At 48.1% G+C, this 23,004-nt stretch carries 18 protein-coding genes; 9 read left to right on the top strand and 9 right to left on the bottom strand.

Annotated elements, in window-relative coordinates; genetic code table 11:
* Positions 1-233: 233 nt before the first annotated feature.
* The 3 genes from ACFVQB_RS11925 to ACFVQB_RS11915 all read left to right on the top strand — a co-directional run bounded on the left by ACFVQB_RS11925 (position 234) and on the right by ACFVQB_RS11915 (position 5,457).
* Positions 234-1,157, top strand: a complete 924-nt coding sequence (locus ACFVQB_RS11925; RefSeq protein ID WP_379438699.1) for a proline dehydrogenase family protein — start codon at positions 234-236, stop codon at positions 1,155-1,157.
* Between the two features lie 568 nt (positions 1,158-1,725).
* Positions 1,726-3,414, top strand: coding sequence for a sigma-54 interaction domain-containing protein (locus ACFVQB_RS11920; RefSeq protein ID WP_379438698.1), 1,689 nt, complete (start codon positions 1,726-1,728; stop codon positions 3,412-3,414).
* A gap of 93 nt (positions 3,415-3,507) precedes the next feature.
* Positions 3,508-5,457: an AraC family transcriptional regulator gene (locus ACFVQB_RS11915; RefSeq protein WP_379438697.1), complete on the top strand. Its 1,950-nt coding sequence runs from the start codon at positions 3,508-3,510 to the stop codon at positions 5,455-5,457.
* A gap of 130 nt (positions 5,458-5,587) precedes the next feature.
* Here the strand turns inward: ACFVQB_RS11915 and ACFVQB_RS11910 are convergent, their stop codons facing one another.
* Entirely contained in the window at positions 5,588-7,660 is a 2,073-nt protein-coding gene (locus tag ACFVQB_RS11910; protein WP_379438696.1) for an nSTAND1 domain-containing NTPase, read from the bottom strand.
* Between the two features lie 309 nt (positions 7,661-7,969).
* Here ACFVQB_RS11910 and ACFVQB_RS11905 point away from each other — a divergent pair, with 309 nt between their 5' ends.
* Entirely contained in the window at positions 7,970-8,254 is a 285-nt protein-coding gene (locus ACFVQB_RS11905) for a hypothetical protein (RefSeq protein ID WP_379438695.1), read from the top strand.
* A gap of 53 nt (positions 8,255-8,307) precedes the next feature.
* On the opposite strand, the gene ACFVQB_RS11900 is transcribed toward ACFVQB_RS11905, so the two are convergent.
* A complete protein-coding gene (locus ACFVQB_RS11900) occupies positions 8,308-9,978 on the bottom strand; it encodes a PucR family transcriptional regulator (protein ID WP_379438694.1) in 1,671 nt (556 codons plus the stop codon).
* A gap of 190 nt (positions 9,979-10,168) precedes the next feature.
* Here ACFVQB_RS11900 and ald point away from each other — a divergent pair, with 190 nt between their 5' ends.
* A complete protein-coding gene (gene ald / locus ACFVQB_RS11895; protein ID WP_379438691.1) occupies positions 10,169-11,302 on the top strand; it encodes an alanine dehydrogenase in 1,134 nt (377 codons plus the stop codon).
* A gap of 151 nt (positions 11,303-11,453) precedes the next feature.
* Here ald and ACFVQB_RS11890 read toward each other — a convergent pair whose 3' ends face one another.
* Positions 11,454-12,371 (bottom strand): PD-(D/E)XK nuclease family protein, encoded by a 918-nt coding sequence (locus ACFVQB_RS11890; RefSeq protein WP_379438688.1) that lies wholly within the window; start codon positions 12,369-12,371, stop codon positions 11,454-11,456.
* A 264-nt stretch (positions 12,372-12,635) separates the two neighbouring features.
* Between ACFVQB_RS11890 and ACFVQB_RS11885 the strand changes: the two genes are divergently transcribed.
* Complete coding sequence (locus ACFVQB_RS11885; protein WP_379438685.1) at positions 12,636-13,319, top strand: serine/threonine protein kinase; 684 nt, start codon at positions 12,636-12,638, stop codon at positions 13,317-13,319.
* Positions 13,320-13,441: 122 nt separating this feature from the next.
* On the opposite strand, the gene ACFVQB_RS11880 is transcribed toward ACFVQB_RS11885, so the two are convergent.
* Complete coding sequence (locus ACFVQB_RS11880) at positions 13,442-14,329, bottom strand: helix-turn-helix transcriptional regulator (RefSeq protein ID WP_379438683.1); 888 nt, start codon at positions 14,327-14,329, stop codon at positions 13,442-13,444.
* A 130-nt stretch (positions 14,330-14,459) separates the two neighbouring features.
* On the opposite strand from ACFVQB_RS11880, the gene ACFVQB_RS11875 reads away from it, so the two are divergent.
* Together ACFVQB_RS11875 and ACFVQB_RS11870 are read left to right on the top strand one after the other, a co-directional pair.
* Entirely contained in the window at positions 14,460-15,347 is an 888-nt protein-coding gene (locus ACFVQB_RS11875) for a sugar phosphate isomerase/epimerase family protein (protein WP_379438681.1), read from the top strand.
* Between the two features lie 75 nt (positions 15,348-15,422).
* Complete coding sequence (locus ACFVQB_RS11870; protein WP_379438678.1) at positions 15,423-16,478, top strand: Gfo/Idh/MocA family protein; 1,056 nt, start codon at positions 15,423-15,425, stop codon at positions 16,476-16,478.
* Positions 16,479-16,745: 267 nt separating this feature from the next.
* On the opposite strand, the gene ACFVQB_RS11865 is transcribed toward ACFVQB_RS11870, so the two are convergent.
* From ACFVQB_RS11865 to ACFVQB_RS11855, 3 genes are all read right to left on the bottom strand, one after another.
* Positions 16,746-17,033: a Dabb family protein gene (locus tag ACFVQB_RS11865; protein WP_379438675.1), complete on the bottom strand. Its 288-nt coding sequence runs from the start codon at positions 17,031-17,033 to the stop codon at positions 16,746-16,748.
* Positions 17,034-17,057: 24 nt separating this feature from the next.
* Positions 17,058-17,768 carry a TetR/AcrR family transcriptional regulator gene (locus ACFVQB_RS11860; protein ID WP_375522226.1) on the bottom strand — a complete coding sequence of 237 codons (711 nt, stop codon included), beginning with the start codon at positions 17,766-17,768 and terminating at the stop codon, positions 17,058-17,060.
* Between the two features lie 117 nt (positions 17,769-17,885).
* The gene (locus tag ACFVQB_RS11855) at positions 17,886-19,205 is read right to left on the bottom strand and encodes a glycoside hydrolase family 125 protein (RefSeq protein WP_379438672.1); all 1,320 of its coding nucleotides are present in this window, start codon (positions 19,203-19,205) and stop codon (positions 17,886-17,888) included.
* A 253-nt stretch (positions 19,206-19,458) separates the two neighbouring features.
* Between ACFVQB_RS11855 and ACFVQB_RS11850 the strand changes: the two genes are divergently transcribed.
* Positions 19,459-20,517, top strand: coding sequence for a LacI family DNA-binding transcriptional regulator (locus ACFVQB_RS11850; protein WP_379438669.1), 1,059 nt, complete (start codon positions 19,459-19,461; stop codon positions 20,515-20,517).
* 150 nt (positions 20,518-20,667) lie between these two features.
* Here ACFVQB_RS11850 and ACFVQB_RS11845 read toward each other — a convergent pair whose 3' ends face one another.
* Positions 20,668-22,278: a DUF4179 domain-containing protein gene (locus ACFVQB_RS11845; RefSeq protein ID WP_379438666.1), complete on the bottom strand. Its 1,611-nt coding sequence runs from the start codon at positions 22,276-22,278 to the stop codon at positions 20,668-20,670.
* Positions 22,259-22,831, bottom strand: a complete 573-nt coding sequence (locus tag ACFVQB_RS11840) for an RNA polymerase sigma factor (RefSeq protein ID WP_379438663.1) — start codon at positions 22,829-22,831, stop codon at positions 22,259-22,261. Before ACFVQB_RS11840 ends, ACFVQB_RS11845 begins: the two co-directional genes overlap by 20 nt.
* Positions 22,832-23,004 lie beyond the last annotated feature (173 nt).

Below are 23,004 nucleotides of genomic sequence, written 5' to 3'. Positions count from 1 at the left end.
TTCCTCCTTCAGATGTGGGGGTTCGCTGGTTGGTTGCCTGAGTTGCCATGCATTTTACTCATCACCCAATATATGTAGCAAGATCCGTGCCAACTCCGGTTGAAAAATGAATTTTCTAAAAAAAATAATTTTAAAAAAATTACCGACCGGTTTCTTTATGCAGAACAACCTTGGCATGATTTTTGCTTGATAACTTTGTTATAAAGAAACATGATCCATAAGGAGGAACCCCGATGAGTATCGGAACGGAAATGTACCGTAAAACGCTGCTGACTGTCGCAGGTAATAAAGCTGTGGAGAATCTCTCCATCAAATACGGCAAAAAGCTGGCTGGCAAGTTTATCGCAGGCAACACACTGGAAGAAGCTCTCGAAGAGATTCGGGTACTCAACAACAAAGGCATTATGGCTACATTGGATCATCTGGGCGAGGGTATTACCCATTTAAGAGAAGCCGCATTGTACCGGGATGAGTATATACGTCTGGTTGAAGGCATTGCCCGTCAGGGTGCCGACTCCAATGTCTCGCTAAAACCAACTCAAATGGGACTCGCGCTGGACCCTGAGGAAGGTTATCGAAATATACGTGCCGTTGCCACCCAAGCGAAGCTGCATCATCTGTTTGTGCGGATCGATATGGAGGATAGCCCGTTTACCCAAGCGACTTTGGATATTGTACGCCGTTTACACTCGGAGGGGCTGGATAATACAGGTACGGTACTTCAAGCTTACTTGCATCGAACCGTGGAAGATACACGTGATATGATTCGGGAAGGAATCCGGCTGCGTCTGGTCAAAGGTGCTTACAAGGAACCTGCATCCGTAGCTTATCAGAACACTTCAGAAGTCATTGATCAATTCAAAACGATGATTCGCAATCATCTCGATCAGGGTGTATACACTGCGGTTGCTTCACATGATGACCACATTATTTCCTGGACCAAGCAATACGCGAAGGATCGGGGAATTTCCCCGGATGCGTTTGAATTTCAAATGTTGTACGGCTTGCGTATGGGCGAACAGGAACGCCTGGCCAGAGAAGGATACCGCATTCGTTGTTACGTGCCCTATGGAACCATGTGGTACCCGTACTACACACGCCGTCTGGCCGAGAAACCAGCAAATCTCTGGATGGTGGTCAAAAACATGTTCAGATAATTCCCCGGCTGGATTCAATGATCTAAAACACAACGATAAGAACAAAAAACCATGCTGCCACTTTCTTTCAGGGCACATGGTTTTTTCTGTACTGCATAGCATCCCAGAGCATCCAGCTTTTCTTCTCTCCGACTCACCTCTTAATGTCTAAAAAATGAGCATCCCCAATTTAAAATGTATACTTTTCTGGACACTATCCTTTTGTGTTCTTGCGTGAACTTCGCTCATTCCGAGCCTAATTGTTTGGAACCTACCAGGCAACGGGCGTCTGCAATGTCAGTTTTAATAACTCATAACTTACTCAAAAAACGGATCACACCATATAAATTAGCAATTATTCCTAAACCGAAAAAATGAAAGCGCATAATAAAAATAAATAATTGATACTTCTCCCTTCTACACCGACAACATGTATGCTTCATGTCAAAAAATATATACATACTTCATTTGGAAGGCTATAATATGGGTAAACATCATTCCCCCAATCATTTCATTTGCAGACCACTTGTTAGTAACTCGTGGAACAGGTGTAGTTTCCGAAAGTTATGCTCTAGCTGAGGTGATACCGATGAAACATTTACTTCCAGATTTGATGACCTTATTACGTACAGATATGAGTATCCTGGATTCAGGTCTCTCCATGACCATCATCCCTTCCTCTACAGAGTTGACAGAGGCATTACCGCTATTCAACACAAGTCCTTATCTGTTAATTCAGGATGATGGACCTCTATTGGGTTATATCGCTGTATCCGATGTTCTGCAAGAAATGATGCATGCCCATCGGCTTATGGAAGCTTATTTTGAGACAACACTGGAGACGGCAGGCTCAGCTCTGACATTGATTAATGAAGAAGCAAAGGTGACCTACTGGACATCGGGTGCAGAGCATGTTTTTTCCATTAAAAAAGGAGATATCATTGGGAAACCGGCAGCCGATTTCTTTCCCCCGGATCGCCTTCAATCGCTCAAAACGTTATATACAGGGGAAAGCGTATATCGAAAGCAGCACCAGCCAAGGCCCGATCTATTCGCCCTGATTAATGCACGGCCGGTGCAACTCGATGGACGTATTGTAGGCGCGGTTGCCGCCGAAGTGGATATAACAACCGAAATTCGTCTGCATCAAGAGTTATTACATATGACATCCAAAGTCCAGCATCTGGAGAAAGCCGTTGCCCGTCTGCGCCCGGATTCCGATCCGTTTGCCAGAATCAAGGGTAGCAGTCCAGTAATCAACCAGTGTCTGGAGACTATTCGCAAGATCAGTACCACCTCAGCTACCGTGCTCATTCTTGGAGAAAGTGGAACGGGTAAGGAGCTATTCGCCAAAGCCATTCACGACCTGCGTGAACCGCAGACGGCGCCGTTTATCGCCATTAACTGTGGAGCTATACCTGGTTCATTATTTGAGAGTGAGTTATTTGGCTACGAGAAGGGAGCATTTTCTGGGGCTGATCCCAAAGGAAAAAAAGGGAAAATCGAACTGGCCGAAGGCGGCACGCTCTTTTTGGATGAAATAGGTGAAATGCCGCTTGAGCTTCAGGTGAAGCTATTGCGTGTATTGCAGGAGAAAAGTTACTTCCCTGTCGGTGGAACACGCATTAAACAGGCAGGCTGCCGGATTATCGCCGCAACCAACCAGAATCTGCTGGGCATGATTGCCCGCAATGAGTTCCGGGAAGATCTCTACTATCGACTGAATGTCATTAATCTCGTCATTCCTCCCCTGCGTATGCGCAAGGAAGATATTTACGAGTTGACACAGACCTTCCTGCAAGAGTTTTCCTTGCTCTATAATCGTCATATTGAACTGGTTCCTCCAGAGGTGTTCAAGCTGTTATTCCAGTATGACTGGCCGGGTAATGTACGGGAATTAAGAAATGTGATTGAGCGAATCACCATTCTCACCACGGATGGCGAGGTCAAGCCCGAATATCTGCCCGACACCTTCATTCCATCCATGGATCAGGCACAATCCATTTTGCACGAGACGGTACAGCTTCATTCACAGTCTGGCCTGGAATCGGGCTCGTCTCCTTTTCCCGGCAGCACGGGCACATCTGTTTCAACACATGGAGGAGAACAAGAGGATTCTACTTCCACCCTATCCTATCAGGAGCAGGTGGACGCCTATGAGTCGGAACTCCTGCTGCAATATCTGAAAGCCGCCGGGGGCAACAAAAGAACGCTCGCCCGGCAGCTCGGCATATCCAGAGCAACGCTCTATAACCGCATGAAGAGGCTCGGTCTATGACCAGCCTCTTCTTGTCGTTATAATGAATGTTACATAGAATGGTTAAGCCTCGATGAAGAAGGTTGGTTGTAGCACATGGAGATACAGAATCACATGATGTTGTGGAATCACGCTTCCTTCAACATATTTGATATCCGCCGCGTGGTAGTCCAGGCTGGTCAGACTTTGCGATCTTATGTCTTGCCAGCCAGTGTCTTTATCATGTCTGTCCGCGGAAGTGCTCAGATTGTACTCGATGAGACATCACACAATACACGACGTTTTCAGATATTCCATGCGGGTAAAGGAAGCATTCTGAACGTGGAAGCCGGACAAGAAGGGTTCGAATATTATTGCGTTTATTATAAAGCAAAACTTTCACTGCCAGCTCATAGCGAACTTGCAGCACTTGCTGAACGTCTGCGCCCTTTCCACGCTACCTACAGCCTGATCCCTGCGGAACCCGTTATACTTTACCGCTGTTTGACGGACATGCATAAGGAATGGAGCAAGACCGAAGTGCTGGGACATTTGCGTGCCAAGACCCTGCTTTTTCAATTCATCACTGAAGTGTTGAATCAGATGCAAACTCAAGGTACACGTTCTCAGAAACGCGATCTGGCTGCGCAAATTATCACGATTATTCAGTCTCGATACGCCGAAGCCATTACGCTGGAATTACTATCAGAAAATCTGAATTACAGCGTTCCGCATCTCTCCTCTTATTTTAAAAGCCGGACCGGACTCAGCCCGATTGATTACCTTATTAAAGTACGAATTGATAAAACGGCAGCGCTGCTGCTGGAGACGGATGCCACGTTAAAAGAGATTGCATCCAGCGTCGGTTATCAGGACCCCTACTATCTGGGTAGGCTGTTCAAAAAGTACAAAGGCGTCTCCCCCTCTCATTTCAGAGCAGAGCATAGAGGGACCCAACTAGAAGATAGTCCCTCCACAACCATGAGATTATCCATTGGCCCTCCAAAAACCCTCAGCTATACTGTTGTAGATGATAATGATTATCAACGAGTTGGGGATGGAGAGGACGAATTGAACATGTACAGAGGATCAAGACCACCAATTACGGCGGTATTATTGCTTAGCTTTATGCTGTTGATCAGCGCTTGCGGGACAGAGGCTACAGGTAACAGCTCCTCAGGAGCAGCAGGGAATGCGACAACTCCGACCAGTACCAAGCAAGGACAAGCTGCGGGAACTACAACTGCCGAGCAGCCGCAGACCAAAACCGTATCCACGGTTACAGGAGATATTGAAGTACCATTGCAGCCCAACCGAATTGTAGCGGGTGAATACCTGGGCAGCCTGATCGCTCTGGGTGTAACTCCTGTCGGAACATCAAGTCACCACATTGCGAACCCTTACCTGCATGATGCGTTGAAAGACGTGGAGGATCTGGGAGATGGCAACGGCAACTTGGAGAAGATTGCTGCCATGGAGCCGGATCTGATTATTATGGATGATATGTACGCTGAAATGAATGAGCAGCTAACTAAAATTGCCCCGACCGTAATCGTACCCTATGCCTCATTCAAAACCGTGCATGAAGAAGTCAGCTATTTCGGCGAGCTACTGGGTAAGCAAGAGGAAGCAAAGGCATGGCTTGCTGATTATGACCGCCGTACAGCCGCAGCGAAAGAACGAGTGCTCCAGGTTATCCCTGCCGACAGCACATTCTCCATTCTGGAATATATGGGGAAAGATATTTCAACCGTTGGCGCCAACTATGGCAAGGGCGGACCAGTAATATACAATGTGCTTGGTTTCAAACCTCCAGCTGAGGTAATCGCTGAATTAACCGATCCAGGCTGGGCAAGTCTTTCCACTGAAGTTTTGCCTAAATATGCAGGGGATTATATCGTTCTGACGACAGATAACCAGACGATGGAAGATCTAAAAGCCGACCCCATCTGGGGAGGATTGGACGCCGTCAAAACTGATCATGTGTATATCTGGGGTGCCGATCGCTCCTGGTATTGGGACCCTATTGCCATTCTCACCCAAACGGAAGAGCTGGCCAATTGGTTAGTGGAAACGAAGCGTTAATGCTTAAATTCCACTAACCAATCGCTTCATGGACCCTGGATCTCATAGTCATCTGATTAGTATTGACTCCATCAAAAAAACACGCAGGACTGGCTCGGTTGGCCGGTTACTGTGTGTTTTTTCTGTCTCGCTATAGCACTCTTGCCAGTCGAACCAAAGCGGCTCGCAGATGCCGATAGAATGTCGCCCGGCTCATCGAGCATGCCTGTGCTGCGGCAGTTGGATTGCCAGCATGTGTCCAATAGGCCGCATATAACAGCAGCTGATCCTGCTGGGAGATACCATGAATACGACCCTCCAGCAAATCCAGTATGTGCGTCTGTAGATGAATTCCATCCGTCATGCCGTTCACTCGCGCTGCGTACTCATGCAATTCTCCGGGAGAGTGCAGATGAGTCAGCATTTTGCGCACCTCCTGTTCGGACCAGGGTTCCCGACTCACACCACCAGATGTCCCCTGTTGTAACCCGCTGCTCTTTATATCCGGACCCAAAAGGGACATCACCCAGTCACCGAATTGACCACTACGCAAATCCAGATCCAGCACATATGCCTGATCTTCATACAGGTCACATAAACGAGTACGTGCTCTTTTACTTCGAAAACCAATGCTCTGCAAAAACAGCTTCAGATACGGATTGGTTGCGATCAATATGACCCTGGCCCCTTCTCCTAGTAGTGACAACCGATCCAGCGACATATAACCCACAAGTTCTTCACGTTTGTAACCTGGCACATCATCCCTTGCCGCAGCGAGTACCGCAAAGTGAGTATCCGTCTGGTCCGGATCGCAATCCAGCTCTTCCGGTGTGAAGCATTCCTGCATTTCGGCCGGAAAATAGTTGGTCAACATCCCGCTGCTCTCCCTATGCACGAGCACCGTAATGAACATCGCGATCGGATCGCCCTCCTTGTCACGCATCAATACAATCCCCTCAGGATAACGTTGTGCAAGTTCGTCTAAAAAAGCAGGATAAGACGACGCCTGCCAGGGCTCTACACTATATTCACACCACTGTTGGAGCAATCTGTGCAACGCCGGCAAGTCTTCTGCTCGCATCACTTCCATGGGAGAAAACAGTGAATCCGCCGATACATCAGCATACTTCCGGTGCTGGAGCATGGATTCCTGACACAAAAGTAGCATTTTCCTCGTAATCTGGCGCCTCTCATGCGGACCAGCTTGTTCATGGAGCGGCTTCAGTAGCCTTGCAATTCGCACACGCATGGCTTGCACACGCTGGGGCTCACGTTGGCGGAAATCGCGAAGCAGATGTAATCTGGCCATATCATGCAGCGCCAGACCATTGGGGCCTGAACGGATGAACGACATACGCCTCAGGACGTTATATTCCTCAAGCGTCACCTCTGTTTGCAGCACGGAAGCCAACAATTCCTGATTCGCTGTTTCCAGCAGCGTTAATACCTCGACCATCGGGTGCAGGCGGGGCAGCGTCAATTCAAGCAGCAGCCTGGCACTAATCATTTGTGACAATTCGTTCCAATCGGAAATGGGTACATTCCTTCGCTGATCCGCAGCCTCCACAGCAAGCGCCAGCCCCAGCGGATGTCCATCCGTCATACGCGCAATTGTCCCCGCCATACTCCTGTTCAATGATCCTGCCACCGCAATATATTCGGACACTTCTTCACCCGTAAAATGTTGAAGAGGCATCTGCACGAGGCGCTGTCGCAACCTTGGATGTGTCCGCCATGCTGAAGCAGGCTCAGGTCTTGAGGCTAGAATAATAAGCACACCAAATAACGGGAGCTTGGATACGAAGACTTCCATAAACCAACTTTCCAGAAGAGCCAGCTCTTCATAATTATCCACAGCAAGGACCAGGCGCCTTTTTACTGAAGTCTCACTCAATAGGCTCAACGGCCGCGGGTTACCATCACTCCCCATTGTCTCAAGTCCCAATGTAGAGGAGAGATACTCCAAAAAGACCGACGGTGTAGAGCCGCAGGATCTACCATCCATCCATATGGCAGTTGCCCCCTGATTTCGAGCAACGGACAACATCTCGGACAGCAAGGATGATTTACCGATCCCTCCCATACCCGTAACTGAAAAAATGGTTAAAGGTGCTTCCGGATTGCTGAGCCATCGGTCCAACATCATCAGTTCCTTGGCTCGACCCACGAAACGTTTTCCATGACCATAGTGGCTGTCGTATTGAACCTCACTACTGTTTTCCATCTGTGTCCTCCGTACTAGATACTGGTACTTTCCATATACCTTATTTTCTCACAAGTTGAGACTATATTGAGACGCACAGTTACATGTGGAGTGATAAAATCTAGATAAAAGCCAAATTATAGTAAAATATACAAAACAGCTGTATGCAAACGTTTAACACAGGGTACATACATCTTTCATGCCGCTGTTCAACATATTCGCCATTCCGCTAATCGAGCACACCAATCAAGTGGGCATCTACCCATTTCGAACTTCATGCTTCCCTTTCAAAACCTATACAGCCCGATATTCCAGGAAAGGCGGATTTGTGTGAGAAAAAACCTCGATATCTGTAATCTGAGCGGACAACTAGGAATCAACCGTGAACGACTTGATGAATGGTTGCGTCAAACCGTTGTTTCATCCAAAAAGATGGAGACGGGAACTCTTCCGGAGCGCAGCTCTTCGCCATATCGCTTGGCCGCCCCCACCTCGTTATCCCTTGCACCTTCCTCAGGCCAACCCAAACTGTTTCGCGGCCGCCGTCCGGATTCTGGCACCACCGTATTACCGAGAGCATTACGACACGCTCGTCGCATCAGTAAAAATTGCTAGACTGTGCATGTCTTTCAATAATGCACAGTCTGACTGTCTTCCAGCCTGATACATCAAGACGGAAAATCCTGTTCCTCCTCGATCATGGCATGAGCAAGCAGCGCCATCTCCAGGCAGATTCTTCTTTCCTGATCCATAAAATCAGGTCCCATCAATTCTTCTAACTTCTCCAATCTATTGTACAAGGTTTGCCGATGTATGAACAATTGAGCAGCAGCATCCCGTTTGGAACCGAAGTTTTGCAGAAAGGCATCCAAGGTATCCACCAGCCTTAGATGATGTGTCCGATCATATTCAATTAGAACGCCCAGATGGTCATTTACAAAAGGCTGCAGAAACGATTGGGGCAATGCTTTTAGCATTTGATATATACCCATACGTTCGTAAAAATGAATATGTTCCAGCCGATCTACGGATCGTGAAACTTCAATGACCTGATACGCTTCCCGCAGACTGTCCGGCATGCCTGTTAAACGGTTACGCACCTTGCCAAATCCGGCATGAATCGTAACCTGCTTCAGGTTGCGACTCGCAAATCTCTTTACATCACCAATAATGCCTTCAAGTGATTTTACCAGTTGATTTCGTGTGGATGCCTTGCTCTCTTCCTTCGCACAGCATACATATACCTGATTATTTTTCAGCATGATGAGGCTGGCCAGATTGTTCTTTTTGAGCAAGGAACGCAGCAGAACCAGAATATCCTGATGGTTGGTTTCCATTCGTTCACGGCCGATGCCTTTCAGACGGTGCTCCATCTCAATTACCCCGCCTGCAAACCAGTACTGTCCCTTCACCAGCAGACGGAGGCCCATTCGGGTCTGCGCCTGCTCCTCATGAAGAATGTTACCGTTCATCAGATCCTGGATCAGCTCATTCTGGTTGCGTACCATCTTCTCCTCCAGAAACTGAGAGCGCAGAGTTAGTGCCGCCGCTGCCTTCGCTGTATAATCGAGCAACAGTTTGAGATACTCGACGGGTGCTGAAGGATGTACAACCATGCCGACAGCGGAAAAAACCTGACCAAAACATACAACAGGGAGACACAGTAACGCCTGTTCCTCATCCAAGTGGAACCATAACTCGGTGTCTGAATCATTGAGATCCAGATGCTCAACCTCCTGTTCGTACCATGTGTAGATCGCTTGCTGTGTCTCCGAAGGCAGCTCCGGCACAAAACTGCCCGGTTCCATGGATGAAATATACACAACCGGTTTGGCTGCGTATTCATGCAGAAGGTTCAGCACAGCCGACATGTCTGTACTCTGTAATGTTCGCTGCTGAAGCTGGCGGGAATAGGTTTCTAGGCTCTTCAGCAGCTGGTGCTGATGATTAATAAGCAAAGCGTGGATATCTTGCGTGATCTCAACAAAACGGACCGGTTGCTCAAACACGATAAGCGGGAATTGATGCCTGTCAGCCAGTTCAATCAACTCTTCGGGAATGCCATGAATGCTCGTGCCAAACTCCACGCAGAGCCCCGCAGCCTCGCTCCGAATTAACTGGAGCAGATATTCTTCACGCCCTTCTTCCGATTGAAGCCATAGTCCGGTGGATAAAATAAGATCATGGGGGCTTACAAATGGAGAAACTTTGGTAATCTCCAACACATGAACCCATCCGACCTGACGTGATGTTCCATCTTCCCCCGCAGCAAGCCGGGCTTTGGCAAAGACGGGACGAGCCAGAATATCCTTTATCGTAAACACGCGGTCATTTCTCAATATCGATCCCTCATAGTGTCATTTTTTCTTACATTATAAGCGATGGACAAATGTCCTGAATAGTCTTTTCTCGACATTATGTTGATTCAATTCTTCAAAACATAGACATGAGGTAAGGTGCAAAACCATGATCCAGGTCATAAACTTGTAGTATAAGCTAACAACCATTAAATGGACGAGGTGCATGGCGATGAGAATCGGAATTCCGAAAGAAATCAAAAACAATGAAAACCGTGTAGCAATGACCCCAGCCGGAGCTGCTGATTTTGTCAGAGCCGGACATCAGGTAATGATAGAACGTGGCTCAGGACTCGGCAGTGGATTCACAGACAGCGAATATCAATCGGCCGGAGCAGATCTTCGGGATACAGCTGCACCCGTATGGGCAGAGGCAGATATGATCATCAAGGTCAAAGAACCCCTTGCCAGTGAATATGCCTATTTTCGTCCTGGCTTGATTCTCTTCACCTACTTGCACCTCGCAGCGGAACCCGCACTGGCAAAGGCATTGATTGAAAGCCGGGTAACTGCCATTGCGTATGAGACACTGGAGGTCAACGGTACGCTGCCTCTGCTTACCCCGATGAGTGAAGTTGCCGGACGAATGTCGGCTCAGATTGGAGCGCAGCTGCTGGAGAAAACGGAAGGTGGCAAAGGCATTCTGTTATCCGGCGTACCCGGCGTAAGCCGTGGCAAGGTCGTCGTAATTGGTGGCGGGACGGTGGGCACGAATGCCGCCAAAATCGCGATTGGTCTGGGTGCGGATGTGACCATCCTCGATTTGAATCTGAATCGTCTGCGCCAGCTGGATGATATTTTGGGTAATCAGATTCATACGCTGGTGTCCAGTCCATCCAATATTGCGTCGGCTGTTGCGGCTGCCGACCTGCTGATCTGTGCGGTGCTGATTCCAGGCGCCAAAGCGCCCACCCTTGTCAGCGAGCAAATGGTTACCACCATGGCACCCGGTTCGGTCATTGTGGATGTGGCGATTGATCAGGGCGGAATTGTGGAGACCATTGATCATATCACCACTCATGATGAACCGACCTATGTGAAGCATGGTGTGGTGCATTACGCGGTAGCGAACATGCCAGGCGCGGTGCCGCGCACGTCTACGGTGGCGCTGACCAACGCCACCATGCCTTATGCGCTGCAGCTGGCGAACCACGGTGCAGCCGCCGCCATCCGCGGCAGTTCGTCCATTCGCAGCGCGGTGAACGTGCTGAATGGACATATCACGTATGAGGCGGTTGCCCGGGATCTCGGGCATGCCTATGTTCCCGCAGGACAGGCGCTGGAGAATACCGCCGCAGTCCAGTAATCTGGATATGACCGTTCCACCTGGCGCCTTGTCGCCGGCCTGTGGAACGTAATAGAAGCGCCAGTCCGGGCAGATCCTGTCCAGGCTGGCGCTTCTTGTTTTATTTTTACATGTAAAAGAAAAAGATGATTAGTTCAGAATTAATGTGGATCTATACTACTCGTTCACTGCACACCTCGCGGAAATTACAGTCCCGGCAAGCACGGTGCGAAGGCATTGGCGTGAAATACGAAACGTCCTTGGGACGGTTGTAATACTCATCATCCACACAGGAGCGCATCTCCGCAATATACCGCCCCACGTTCTCCTCCACCTTCAGAATATCCTCTTCCGTTGCCGTAAACTCTCGGTGTGTCCCGGTTAACAGGTACTCCACCCGCAGCTCAATCTGCTCCAGCGGAACCCGGTAATGCTCCCTCACATAGGATGCGTACAGCATCAACTGATCCGAGAAGTCATCCTCCTTGCCCGTTTTCCAGTCCACAATGACGATGTTGCCGTTGCTGCGACGATATAACAAGTCCATCTTCACATACACACGCGTATCGTGCAGCATCATGGTATCCCATTTCTCGATCTCCAGAATATTCGTACTCGCACGGGACAGGTCCTCCCATGTGAGCGTCTGGTACAGATTGCTGACACAGGCCGAGGCCCGTTCTTTGATCGTGGCAATCCGGTCATTCAACGTGTCATCCCCGTAATACATCTCGGACAACATCACCCGGTTCTTCGGGTCAAGCCGCCACTGATCCTGATCCATTGATTCCACATACGCCTGATTCAGCAGCTTTCGCATCGTCAGTTCCAGAAAGTGTTCACGAGGTTTATCCTTGCCTTCTTCCCTGCTGCGTACCGCCGATTCACACATCCGATGCGCGAGGTCACCGAATACGAGGTATAGATTACTGAGCTGCTTCAACCGATACAGACGTACCTGCATCTCGTCAGCCGACTCTGCCTTCCAGCCGTTATGGGCTCCATAATAATGATAATAATATTTGCGCAGGCACTCATCGAACATACTCGCCCGCGACTGCGAATAAGACCACTGCGGGTATTGTGCCATAAGATATTCTGCCTTTCTGTATGCCGGATCTGCATGAGATCCCTTAATGCTCACAGTATATAGGAAAGGGCAAAAACGCCGCAAGCACTCTTCCGTTATTTTCTTCTAACCGCAACCGTTTCCGATTCAATGCGTAACGTTTATATAGTAACATCACCAAAAGATGAAATTACAGAGCAGAACGCATACTATACTAAAAGAGTACAGGATTTTGCAGTTAGACAGATGAATTGTACAGGCATATCCTAAAAGGAGGCACCACCCATGAATCGACCGGATTGGTTCCAGGCGGAAGAAGCATTACAACAAATCCAAGTCATCGGAAGCGACCGGAATGAGCTCGTGAACATCATTGGCCATGTAGAAGGACTCCATTGTATTGGCACAGGAACGGATGCGGCGGTATTTACGTATGACGGCTTGCCGCAGTATGCCTTCAAGATGTACTCAGATCATGCCCTGGACAAACTGGAAAATGAAAAACAGGTATATGAGCAGCTCAAAGGCCTGCCCTATTTCCCCACCTATTACGGCAGCGGACGGAATATTCTTGTGATCAGTTTTGAAGCGGGAGATACCTTGCTCGAATGTCTGGAAAAAGGAATCCCGGTCCCCGAGCAGGTCATGCTTGATGTGGACGAAGCGCGTGAGGCAGTACGTAACCGTGGCCTAAACCCACGGGACATTCACCTGAAAAATGTAATTCTCCAGAATGGACGCGGGAAAGTCATCGACGTATCGGAGTATATTCAGGACGGCAACGATAATCGCTGGGAACATCTCGTCTGGGCCTATCACAACATTTATCCACGGATCAAAGGTACGCCCATATCCCCACGCATGCTGCAAACGATCAAATGGGGATACAATCAACTGGATCAGGCCAATATCAAGTTGGACGACCTCTCAAAAAAAGCTAATCGATTATTCTCCAAATTCATGAAATAAGCATCTTCATAAACAGATCAAATACGTTCTGATATCTGATATTCATAAAATAATCCGGATTACTCGCGCATCTCTGGCGGTGATCCGGATTTTTGTTTGTACCATATTGAGGCAAGGTTTTCCTATTTTAACCGCCCTTGCGAGGGTGTCATCCCCTTGTATTGTTTATACAGCTTCGTAAAATAGTTGGCGTTATCACAGCCAACCTGGGCAGCGATCTCGGTAATGGTCAGGCTGCTCTCCTGCAGCAGCTGTTCGGCTTTCGTCATTCGGCACCCGTTCACATATTCCACAAAAGTGCGGCCAGTCAGTTTTTTGAACATTTTGCAAAAATGATACGTATTCAGCCCCACCTGGCCGGCTGCCTCGGTAACAGACATTTTCCCTGTCGGCTCCGCTTCAATCTGCTCAATCAAATGTTTGAATCGTTCCCGATTGGGAAAATACGATCCCGTTGTTCTATCAGGAAGTTGGTGTGGCATAAATGTTCGGGCAAGCAGAGTGAACAAGGCATGTAGCTTGGACTTCACAACCAGTTGGTAGGCCAGCGGCTGTGAGGCCATCTCCTCGATGGCTTCATCCAACAGGGAGTAATAACCTTGACAAGCTGTGTCGTGCTCCGCCGGTTTTACCGGGAATCTTACCTTGCCTTCCAGATATGGCGCAACATATTTCAAGTGAACGGGATCATGGGTAAAATCATGAAATAATGCACTGTTGAGCACAACCGAATCATAGTGGCTATCCCCTTCCTCCAGAGCATAACCGACATGCAGCGCCCCTCCAGGAATGATAATGACCTCACCTGCTTGAGCCACATAGGGCCTGCTGTCGATATGAAACAGGGCACTGCCCTTCCGCATAAAAATCAGTTCAAAGTGTTCATGCCAGTGCAAGTACAGAATGCATTCTTCTGTTTTCATTCCCCAACAGCGATTCTGGAACAGCTGAAATGGATGAGATTTATGGTCAATGCGGGTATTTTCGTGAAGCGCTTTCAGATCCAGCACGCTGTCTCCTCCCTTCCCCACAAGATCAGACTAATATTGCACAAGATTGTATAGAGCCATCCGGCAGATGCACGGCTATAATGAGTGTGTCACGAAGTACTATAAGCCAATATTGGAGTGAAATACAACCATGAATAATCCGTTACGCATAGGCACCCTCGTAGGTGGACACGACGCAGTCCGCGTCATTCCACAGATCATGAAACATGGCTTCGAATCCTTCAATCTGACCTTCTGGCAAACGACTGGTGATCTGGACCTCGCCGAAACAGCCAAACGTGTCCGTGAAATCGTGGACGAACAGGGAATTGTCATCTCTGCAGTAAGTGTGTTTGGTAATCCGCTCACTGGAGCCGGGGATAATGCCGATACATTGGCCAGTTGGGAACGGGTGATTGACCATGCCCAGCTCTTCGGAGCGGATATCGTCTCCGGGTTCACCGGACGACTGACCGATCAACCAATTGACCAATCGATTCCACGGTTCAAGGAAGTGTTTGGAGAACTGGCACGCCGGGCAGCAGACCGGGGTGTACGCATTGCTTTTGAAAACTGTGATATGGGTGGTACATGGCAGACGGGCGACTGGAACATCGCACATAATCCAACGGCCTGGGAGATGATGTTCGATGCGGTTCCCGATGAAAACATCGGATTGGAATGGGAGCCGTGCCATCAAATGTCCAGCCTGATCGACCCGATTCCTCAGCTGCGCAAGTGGGCATCTAAAGTGTTCCATGTGCATGGCAAAGATGCCACCATTGCCTGGGACATCGTCAAAGAATATGGCGTGCACGGCCCACGTGAATTTGTCTGGCACCGTACGCCCGGCTTCGGGGATACCAACTGGTCCGACATCATTACGATTCTGCGCCAAAACGGGTATCAGGGAACGATCGATATTGAAGGCTGGCATGATCCTGTCTACAAAGATGAACTCGAAATGACCGGACAGGTGCACGCACTAAGATATTTGAAACAATGTCGTGGTGGAGACTTTGTTCCCAATCCGGTATAAAAATGGGATTAAGATTGTGTTACATGATGTCCATTGCACAAGCATAGAAAATGAAAAACATAAGGAGATGATAGGATGAGTCATCCTTATCGGGTAGTTGTGGCAGGCTGTGGGTCCATGTCCAATACCTGGGTTGATTACGCCATGCAAAGACCGGACACGGAAATTGTAGGGCTTGTCGATCTGTATGAACAGACTGCCGCCGCACTCGCTGCACGGCACGGCCTTTCCTGTCCAACGTTTACGGATATCAGTGAGGCCATTCGAGCAACTGATGCCAATATCGTATTTGATGTCACCATTCCAGCGAGCCATCACGGCATTGCCATGACGGCGTTACAACAAGGATGTCATGTATTTGGCGAAAAACCTCTGGCGGAATCCTTCTCTGACTGTGAAGATATTGTTCAGACTGCACGCCGTACGGGCAATATTCAGGCTGTGATGCAAAATCGTCGTTTCGATCCGCGCATTCGCGCGTATCGGCAGTTGATTTCCGACGGAACGATTGGTCAGGTCGGTTTTGCAGGGGCAGATTTCTTCCTTGGACCCCATTTTGGAGGATTCCGTGACCTGATGGATAGTCCACTGCTGCTGGATATGGCGATTCACACCTTCGACCAGGCACGATATATTCTCGGTGCCAATCCGGTCTCAGTGTACTGCCACGAATTCAATCCTCCGGGGTCATGGTATAAAGGAAATGCCATGGCGTTATGTATCTTCGAAATGTCCGATGGCTCCGTGTTTAACTATCGCGGGTCCTGGTGCACAGAAGGTGTGCCTACTTCATGGGAAGCATCCTGGCGCGTAACCGGAGAAAAAGGAACCGCCATCTGGGACGGACATGATGACATTTATGCTGAAGTTGTCTCGGCGCAGCATCTGGATGCGGAAGGCAAACCGTCCTTTTTCCAACCGTGTGAGCGGATTGAAGGGCAACAGCCTGTCATGGAGAAAACGGGACATCACGGCTGCCTCGAAGACATGTTCGCAGCGCTGAAATCCGGGCACCTGCCTGAGACCGATTGCAGTGACAACCAGTTCAGTATGGCCATGGTACTCGCATCCCTGGAAAGCGCACGTACAGGTCAAAAGGTGTACATTGCGGATCTGCTGAAGACTGTATAGTGTTGAGTTCTTCATTTCATAACAACCAAGCCCAAACTGCGAATCTTCTGCAGTTTGGGCTTGGTTGTTAAACATTGCTGCTTCCAATATAAAGTGAAATTAATTTTTACACGAGAACGGAGAGTGCAGAACCAATCTGGAGAAGCGGAACACTCGCCTTTATCACAAAAAAATCCGGGGATAACAGCGATCGAAAGATGGTACTGCAATCGGAGTGCCCGAGTGTAACATGATTTATTTCATCTATTCTGTAGAATATCATCTATATTATATTTCGTAGTTCACGGTTACCACCTTCTCTTGAACTCCAAAAATATATTTAGCAACTTCAAGATGTGCAGGATGTGCAAGATAAGCATTAAAATCCTCTTTTGAATTAAATTGTGCCACCATCGCTATATCATAAGAGATTTGAGTGTGAGTAAAGTCCACCCCAACCGATAAATCCTTCAGATGTTCAATTTTGCCCTTCATTCCCAGCAGCTTGTTTTTTACGTTGTTTATTGTTTCTTCATTGCGGTTCTTAAGCTTAGTTACAAAAACATGTGTAATCATAATATACCCTCCAGTAAGTGAGCTCTAATTGCCAGACAATATGTCAAGCCATTCCTTAAGCAGTGCAGTTTCGGAAGCTCTTAGAGCAGAAATTTGGACTTTGGATAATTCATGCCGTAAAGTAGAAGCGGCCTCTACGATTTGTGGTGAGACCAACTGATCATCGTATGAGGGGGCGAGCCCAATTAAGATCGAGATCAGCATGTCGCGGGTAATGGAGACCAGAGGATGGTGAATGTTGCTGTTCGAGCGGATGAGATGAAACGTTAGCCCTGTCGCGACCGACTCTAAAAGATCGGTTGATACGTTGATCGGTAACCGCAGCCGGCCGACATCTTCAATATGACGCATGAACTCCATTACCTCCGAGCGGGCGGTAGCGGCGGCTGGTGACACCGTGTGTGTGGATGCCCGACAGTACATCAGATCATACAGCGCCGGATTATCCAGTCCAAAAGTGATATGCATATCCCATAACTTTTTAAAGTCGGCAATGAGGTCACCTGTATGTTCAATCTTTCTTTTTTGAGCGAGGTACTGATCAAATGCCTCCTTAACCACAGCATGTAATAAAGCCTCTTTATCGTCAAAGTAATGATACAGCGTCGGTGCTTTTACTCCTGCGGCTTCGCATACCTCGCGGTTTGAAATGTCACCGGCTGGTGAAGCGGCCAGCAACTGGGCTGTAGATTTCAGAATTCTTGTACGCGTCTCGTTGGGCCGTTCATTTCGCATTAGCTTAATCACCCCTATTCTTGATAAGAAGTAAAGAAAAGAAGCTCATTTCATATATCGATGATATACAATTAACATATATTAGTCAACTGCCGATATTATTTCATCTATATCCTTTTATAGAATTCCTTTTTTCATTGCTTTATACACAAGCTGCGAGAATAGGCTGTTCGACCAGGCAAACCACGGCCTAGTGAACGTATTCGGATCATCGGAATGAAAACCTTCATGCATATACCCGGTACCTGCATCCGTATTCTCCAGCAGCTCAATCATCTCCAGCATTTCCTTGTCGTTGTCTGCGGTCAGGCCCTGCATGGACAGCGCCATGTGCCAAATGTATCCGGGCGGAGTATGAGGGCTGCCGATGCCTTTGGCTACTTGTCCTTCATAATAGAACGGGTTTTCCTTGCTTAAAATAAAGCGGCGTGTATTCTGGTACACGATGTCCTCGGTGGAAGCATACTCCAAATACGGAATCGACATAAGTCCCGGCGTACCTGCATCATCCATTAGGCAAAAGTTGCCGTAACCATCCGTCTCATAGGCATAGATCTGCCCATACTCAGGGTGACGGTAAGTACCGTATAAGGAAATACCATGTCGTATTTCTTCTTCCAGATGAGCCATCTCGCTGACGAGCTTCTCATCCCTGAAAACCCACCTTGCAATCTCCCCCATTTGGCGTAAAGTCACCACTGCAAACATATTCGCCGGAATATTATAATGAAAATCACATGCATCATCACTGGGGCGGAAACCGGACCAGATCATCCCGGTATAGTTTACTGGCATCCCCAATCCTTCGTTGCGGAGTGTATCATGGGCTGGGCAATTCCGGCGCATGAATCGATATGGGGACTGCTCACCATGGCGCTGCTCCGTTTTCCACAGACTTACTACGCTCTGCATCACCTTCTTGAAACGCTCATCAAATATATCCGTCAATTCCGTCTCCCGCCAATATGCATAGGCAAGCCGCATGGAGAAACAGAGTGAATCCAGTTCAAACTTGCGTTCCCACACCCAAGGCGACATCTGCGTCTCATCATTCGCATCCCAGTGCCATCCATTAGCCGTTTCGTTGAACGCATTGGCATAGATATCGATGTCCGCATAGAACGTATGCCGTTTGATCAGCCCCCCAATGATCCGTTGCAACTGTTCGTCTTCCTTCGCGAGCGGAACGTAGTGCATCACCTGCTCCACTGAATCACGCAGCCACATTGCCGGGATATCTCCTGTAATAACAAAGGTTGTCCCATCATCCAACAACTTTGTCGTCGTTTCCAGTGTGTTGGGGAAACAGTTACGGAACTGTGCCAGCAATCTGGGTCTATGTTGCAGCCGTTCCTCGGCCTCGGTGAGAATGTTCTGCACAGCTTGCGGTAATTCCAGATGAGGCATGGGGATTTTCGGTAATCTGAACTGTTCCATGGATGTCGTCTCCTTTGAGATGAAGTTTTCCAAAATGTTTTCATGGTTCCATTCGCAGATTTCAATCAGTTGTTATTTTCGTTATGATAATTTATAATAACATTATTATTTGTAAGTGTACTTTGCCGGAAGGTGATCGTCAATTCATAACGGACGGGTCATCGAAAAAATAAATTCGATCCTATCTTGTATATGTAAATTGAACTGGCTCGTTGGATTGAAGCAAATTGTTTACATATGAAGGAGTAATGAAATGTCACGTAAAGTATCCATCCAGTCGCTGGCTGACCAGCTTGGATTATCCAAATATGCCGTCTCCCGCGCACTCAGCGGCAAGACAGGCGTCAGTGAAGCGACTCGTGCCCGTGTGCTTGAGTTAGCTCGTGCCCTGGGATATCGCCAGGGCACCCCAGGGAGCAGCACTGTGCCTACCGGAATCAATGAAGATCAATCTGAGCCGCCGTTTGCCCTTATCTGCATGAATCAGCTCAACCGGGGGGAACCCCACTACTGGCAGCGCGTCCTCTCCGGCATGATCTCTGCCTGTAATGAAAGAGGATGGCATCATGCCATTGTATCTCCCTCTCTGGGAGTCGCTGATGAACACACGCCTCCAGAACGGGCAATTGCTCCCCACTTGGACTGGGAAAGGTGTGCCGGGGTCATCGCCATGGGCGCTTTCCCCCATGCGGTCTTGCAACGACTGGCTCAGACAGGTCGTCCCATTGTGCTCGTGGATCATCAGGAGCCTCTGTTGAACTGTGATACCATCAGCCATGATAACCTGGAAGCAGGCATTACTGTAGCAAGATATTTAATGTCGATGCAATGCCGCCGCATTGGTCTGATTACGGATGATGGCCGGGCGGCCAGCTTTGCACAGCGGAAGATCGGCATCGAACTGGCTTTGAACCATTTTCACGCAGACAGCAGTCGTATGACCACGTTCAGAGAATGGAATATTCCTTATGAGAATGGGGAATGGATCAATCAATTGGCTGCTACAATCAAAAACATGCCCGCTGACGAACGACCCGATGCGTGGATTGGCGTCAATGATGATATCGCCTTGCAGTGGATGAATAAGTTGCAGGAAATGGGTTTCTCCACACCCGGGGATTGCCTTGTCATCGGTATCGACAATGTGCATGCCGCCGCTACATCGTCCCCGCCTCTGACCACTGTCAACCTGTGCAAAGAGGAACTCGGTCAGCGTGCGATCGAAGCTTTGCAGCGCAGGATTGAACGCCCAGGTACACCGAAGGAAACGGTTATGTTATCCACATCCCTTATTCCACGGGAATCGGCGTAACTCAATGTGGGTAAGCTCCTTAGCGTCAGTACAACTTAACTTTTGAATACCAAAAAGGCCCGCATGTTATTATGCGGGGCCTTTCTTCCCTATCTACTCATTCATACCAAGCTCCGTTCCGTTCTTGGCAGAGAATACTCTTCTTGACTGTTATTTTTGCCAAGGAAGGCTTGTGTACGACGGAAGATCCACTTCCCAATTCACACCACGGTACTCTCGGTTAACTACCGTTCTTTTTAAGGTGAATTTCGTTCCATCTTCTTTGTAAAAACCACGGATGATCAATTTCAGTTTATCGGCAACGTATTCACCGTTACTATTGGGCTGGTCTGGATAACCAACCACTTCAACAGGGTATTCTGTTCCTTCCGAATCTACTGCCACCCAGCTATCACCCACGAAAGCATTTCGGAACGTCCCTGTTCCATTAAGAACAAGTGAATATCCTTTATTCACATTACTCTTCTGAAGATTAGATGATTCCGGAACAGGCTTATAATCAAAATCATCAAATAGTATCTTATCGCCAAGCTGTTCAAATTCTACAAATGTATAAAAATTGGTGTCCTTCCGTCTTTTGTCCAGATTCACTTCTACCGACTTCTCTTCCCTCACCGGGATGGTGTAGCCTTCCAGGACAAAATGAATCTTCTTCGCATCCACCGTAACAAAAGCAGGGTCCCATGTCTCCGATAACTTCAATGGACCACCATCCATTAATCCACTCATATCTCGGAGCCGGAATTTGGCTTGGCGGCCATTGGGTCTACTCCCGTTGAATATTCGATACTCATTCGTTTCAGGAATTTCGATGTGATACATCAAGTCCATATCATCCGCCCAATTCTCTCCGACTTTGGCACGCAGTTGATCATCCAAACTGATGTTCATATCAAGGCGGGTTCCATTTGGTGTACGTACAAGCTGTGTCATATCCAGTTTTAAGCCCTCTGGAGTGGTGTAGGTGTTGTTCATGGGAGCCTCAACAGCCATTAATTTGGCTTTGGTCATATCGATGTTGAATTGGAAGCTCCAATCCACCGTTGTATTACTTGCTGTAATTTCTCCAGTATTAACATTATAATAATCAGGGATTTTTAAATAACTTAATTCTCCCCGCACAAATACGTGATCTGGAATATCATCATTCAGCTGGAATACAAACCTTTGATAATTCCAACTGCTAAGCCTCGTATCTACCACCATGGAAGCAACTCTGTTCCCTTTTTCATCTGTAACATGAATTCTTCCCGCCTCCGGATAAACAACCGGTATCGTGCTGCCTTCAGGGTTGCTTTGTTCTGTTATAATAATAATTTGTGAACGATCCACTAGGACATCGCTAATCTTAAGCGTATACCCCTGATCTACAATTTGAATATTCGGGTTAATTACAAGATCAAGTGGTTTCAGACGTTTGTAATCGTCCGTCAGATAACCAGATCTTATCTCTTCTGGTACAGGTATGTCGGGAAGCCGCTGATTTACGGCATTTACCGTGGGTTGTTTGGATTTTGCTGTGTGATCAAAAGCAAACCATGCCCCTCCCACAAGAATCACAACTGCCGCCGCTGCGATTCCCGTACGGCGCATCCAATGGGATTTGGGGGCCTTTTTCGTAAACGGATTCCCGTCTTCTGCGTTTTCCATGGACACCCCTTCCAGTTTCCGCATCACCTCAAGCGTAAAGTCCGCATCCGGTTCTTCACGGAACAAATGCTGTTCCCACAATCGATCCTCATCATTTGGAATAGGCTTCATACGTCGATAAACCTCCTTTGCGCTCCATTTGTTTCTTCAACGTTTTCTTCCCTCGATAAAGTGCATTACGCACTTGTGCGGCACTCATGTCCGTGATATCTGCAATCTCTTCGTAGCTCAGCTCATTCGTATATTTAAGCAGCAGCACAAGCCGATACGATTCTGGCAGTTGGTCCATCTGGCGATATATTTCACGCTGCATCTCCTTATGCAGCACATGTTTCTCTGGCGTTTCACCATTGGTTTGTTCCAAACCCGTATGAACAGCGGTCATCACAGGTTTCTGTTGCCGCATAAAATCCCGCATCCGATTCACAGCAATGGTGTATACCCATGACGAGAAACTGCTTCCTTCCCTTCGTGTCGGAAGATAGCGGTAAATCCGGAGAAACGTATCCTGAGCGAGATCCTGTGCATCCTGATGACTCGCACCCATTCCGCGCAAAATGCCGAATACTTTATTTTTATATCGATCCACGAGCACAGCAAATAGCTGTTTGTCCCCCGCGATAATACGCTGAATGAGCTCCTCCTCTGGTATCTGTTGAGTCATGTAATCCCCCTTCTCTACAGCTTCCATGCATGGTTCTGTACTATATAGACGGAAGCCGCTCCCGAAACCTCTCACTTTATCCAAAAAAAAGAATTCGCGTCACTCGGTAAAAGCCGAATGGGCGAACTCTGCATACCAATATATTGTTATTGTTACTGCACATTCTCTACAGG

Source organism: Paenibacillus sp. NPDC057886 (assembly GCF_042796655.1).
Lineage (GTDB): Bacteria > Bacillota > Bacilli > Paenibacillales > Paenibacillaceae > Paenibacillus.
The sequence above is the reverse complement of the archived record's forward strand: the minus strand, read 5'-3'. Positions and strand labels throughout refer to the sequence as shown.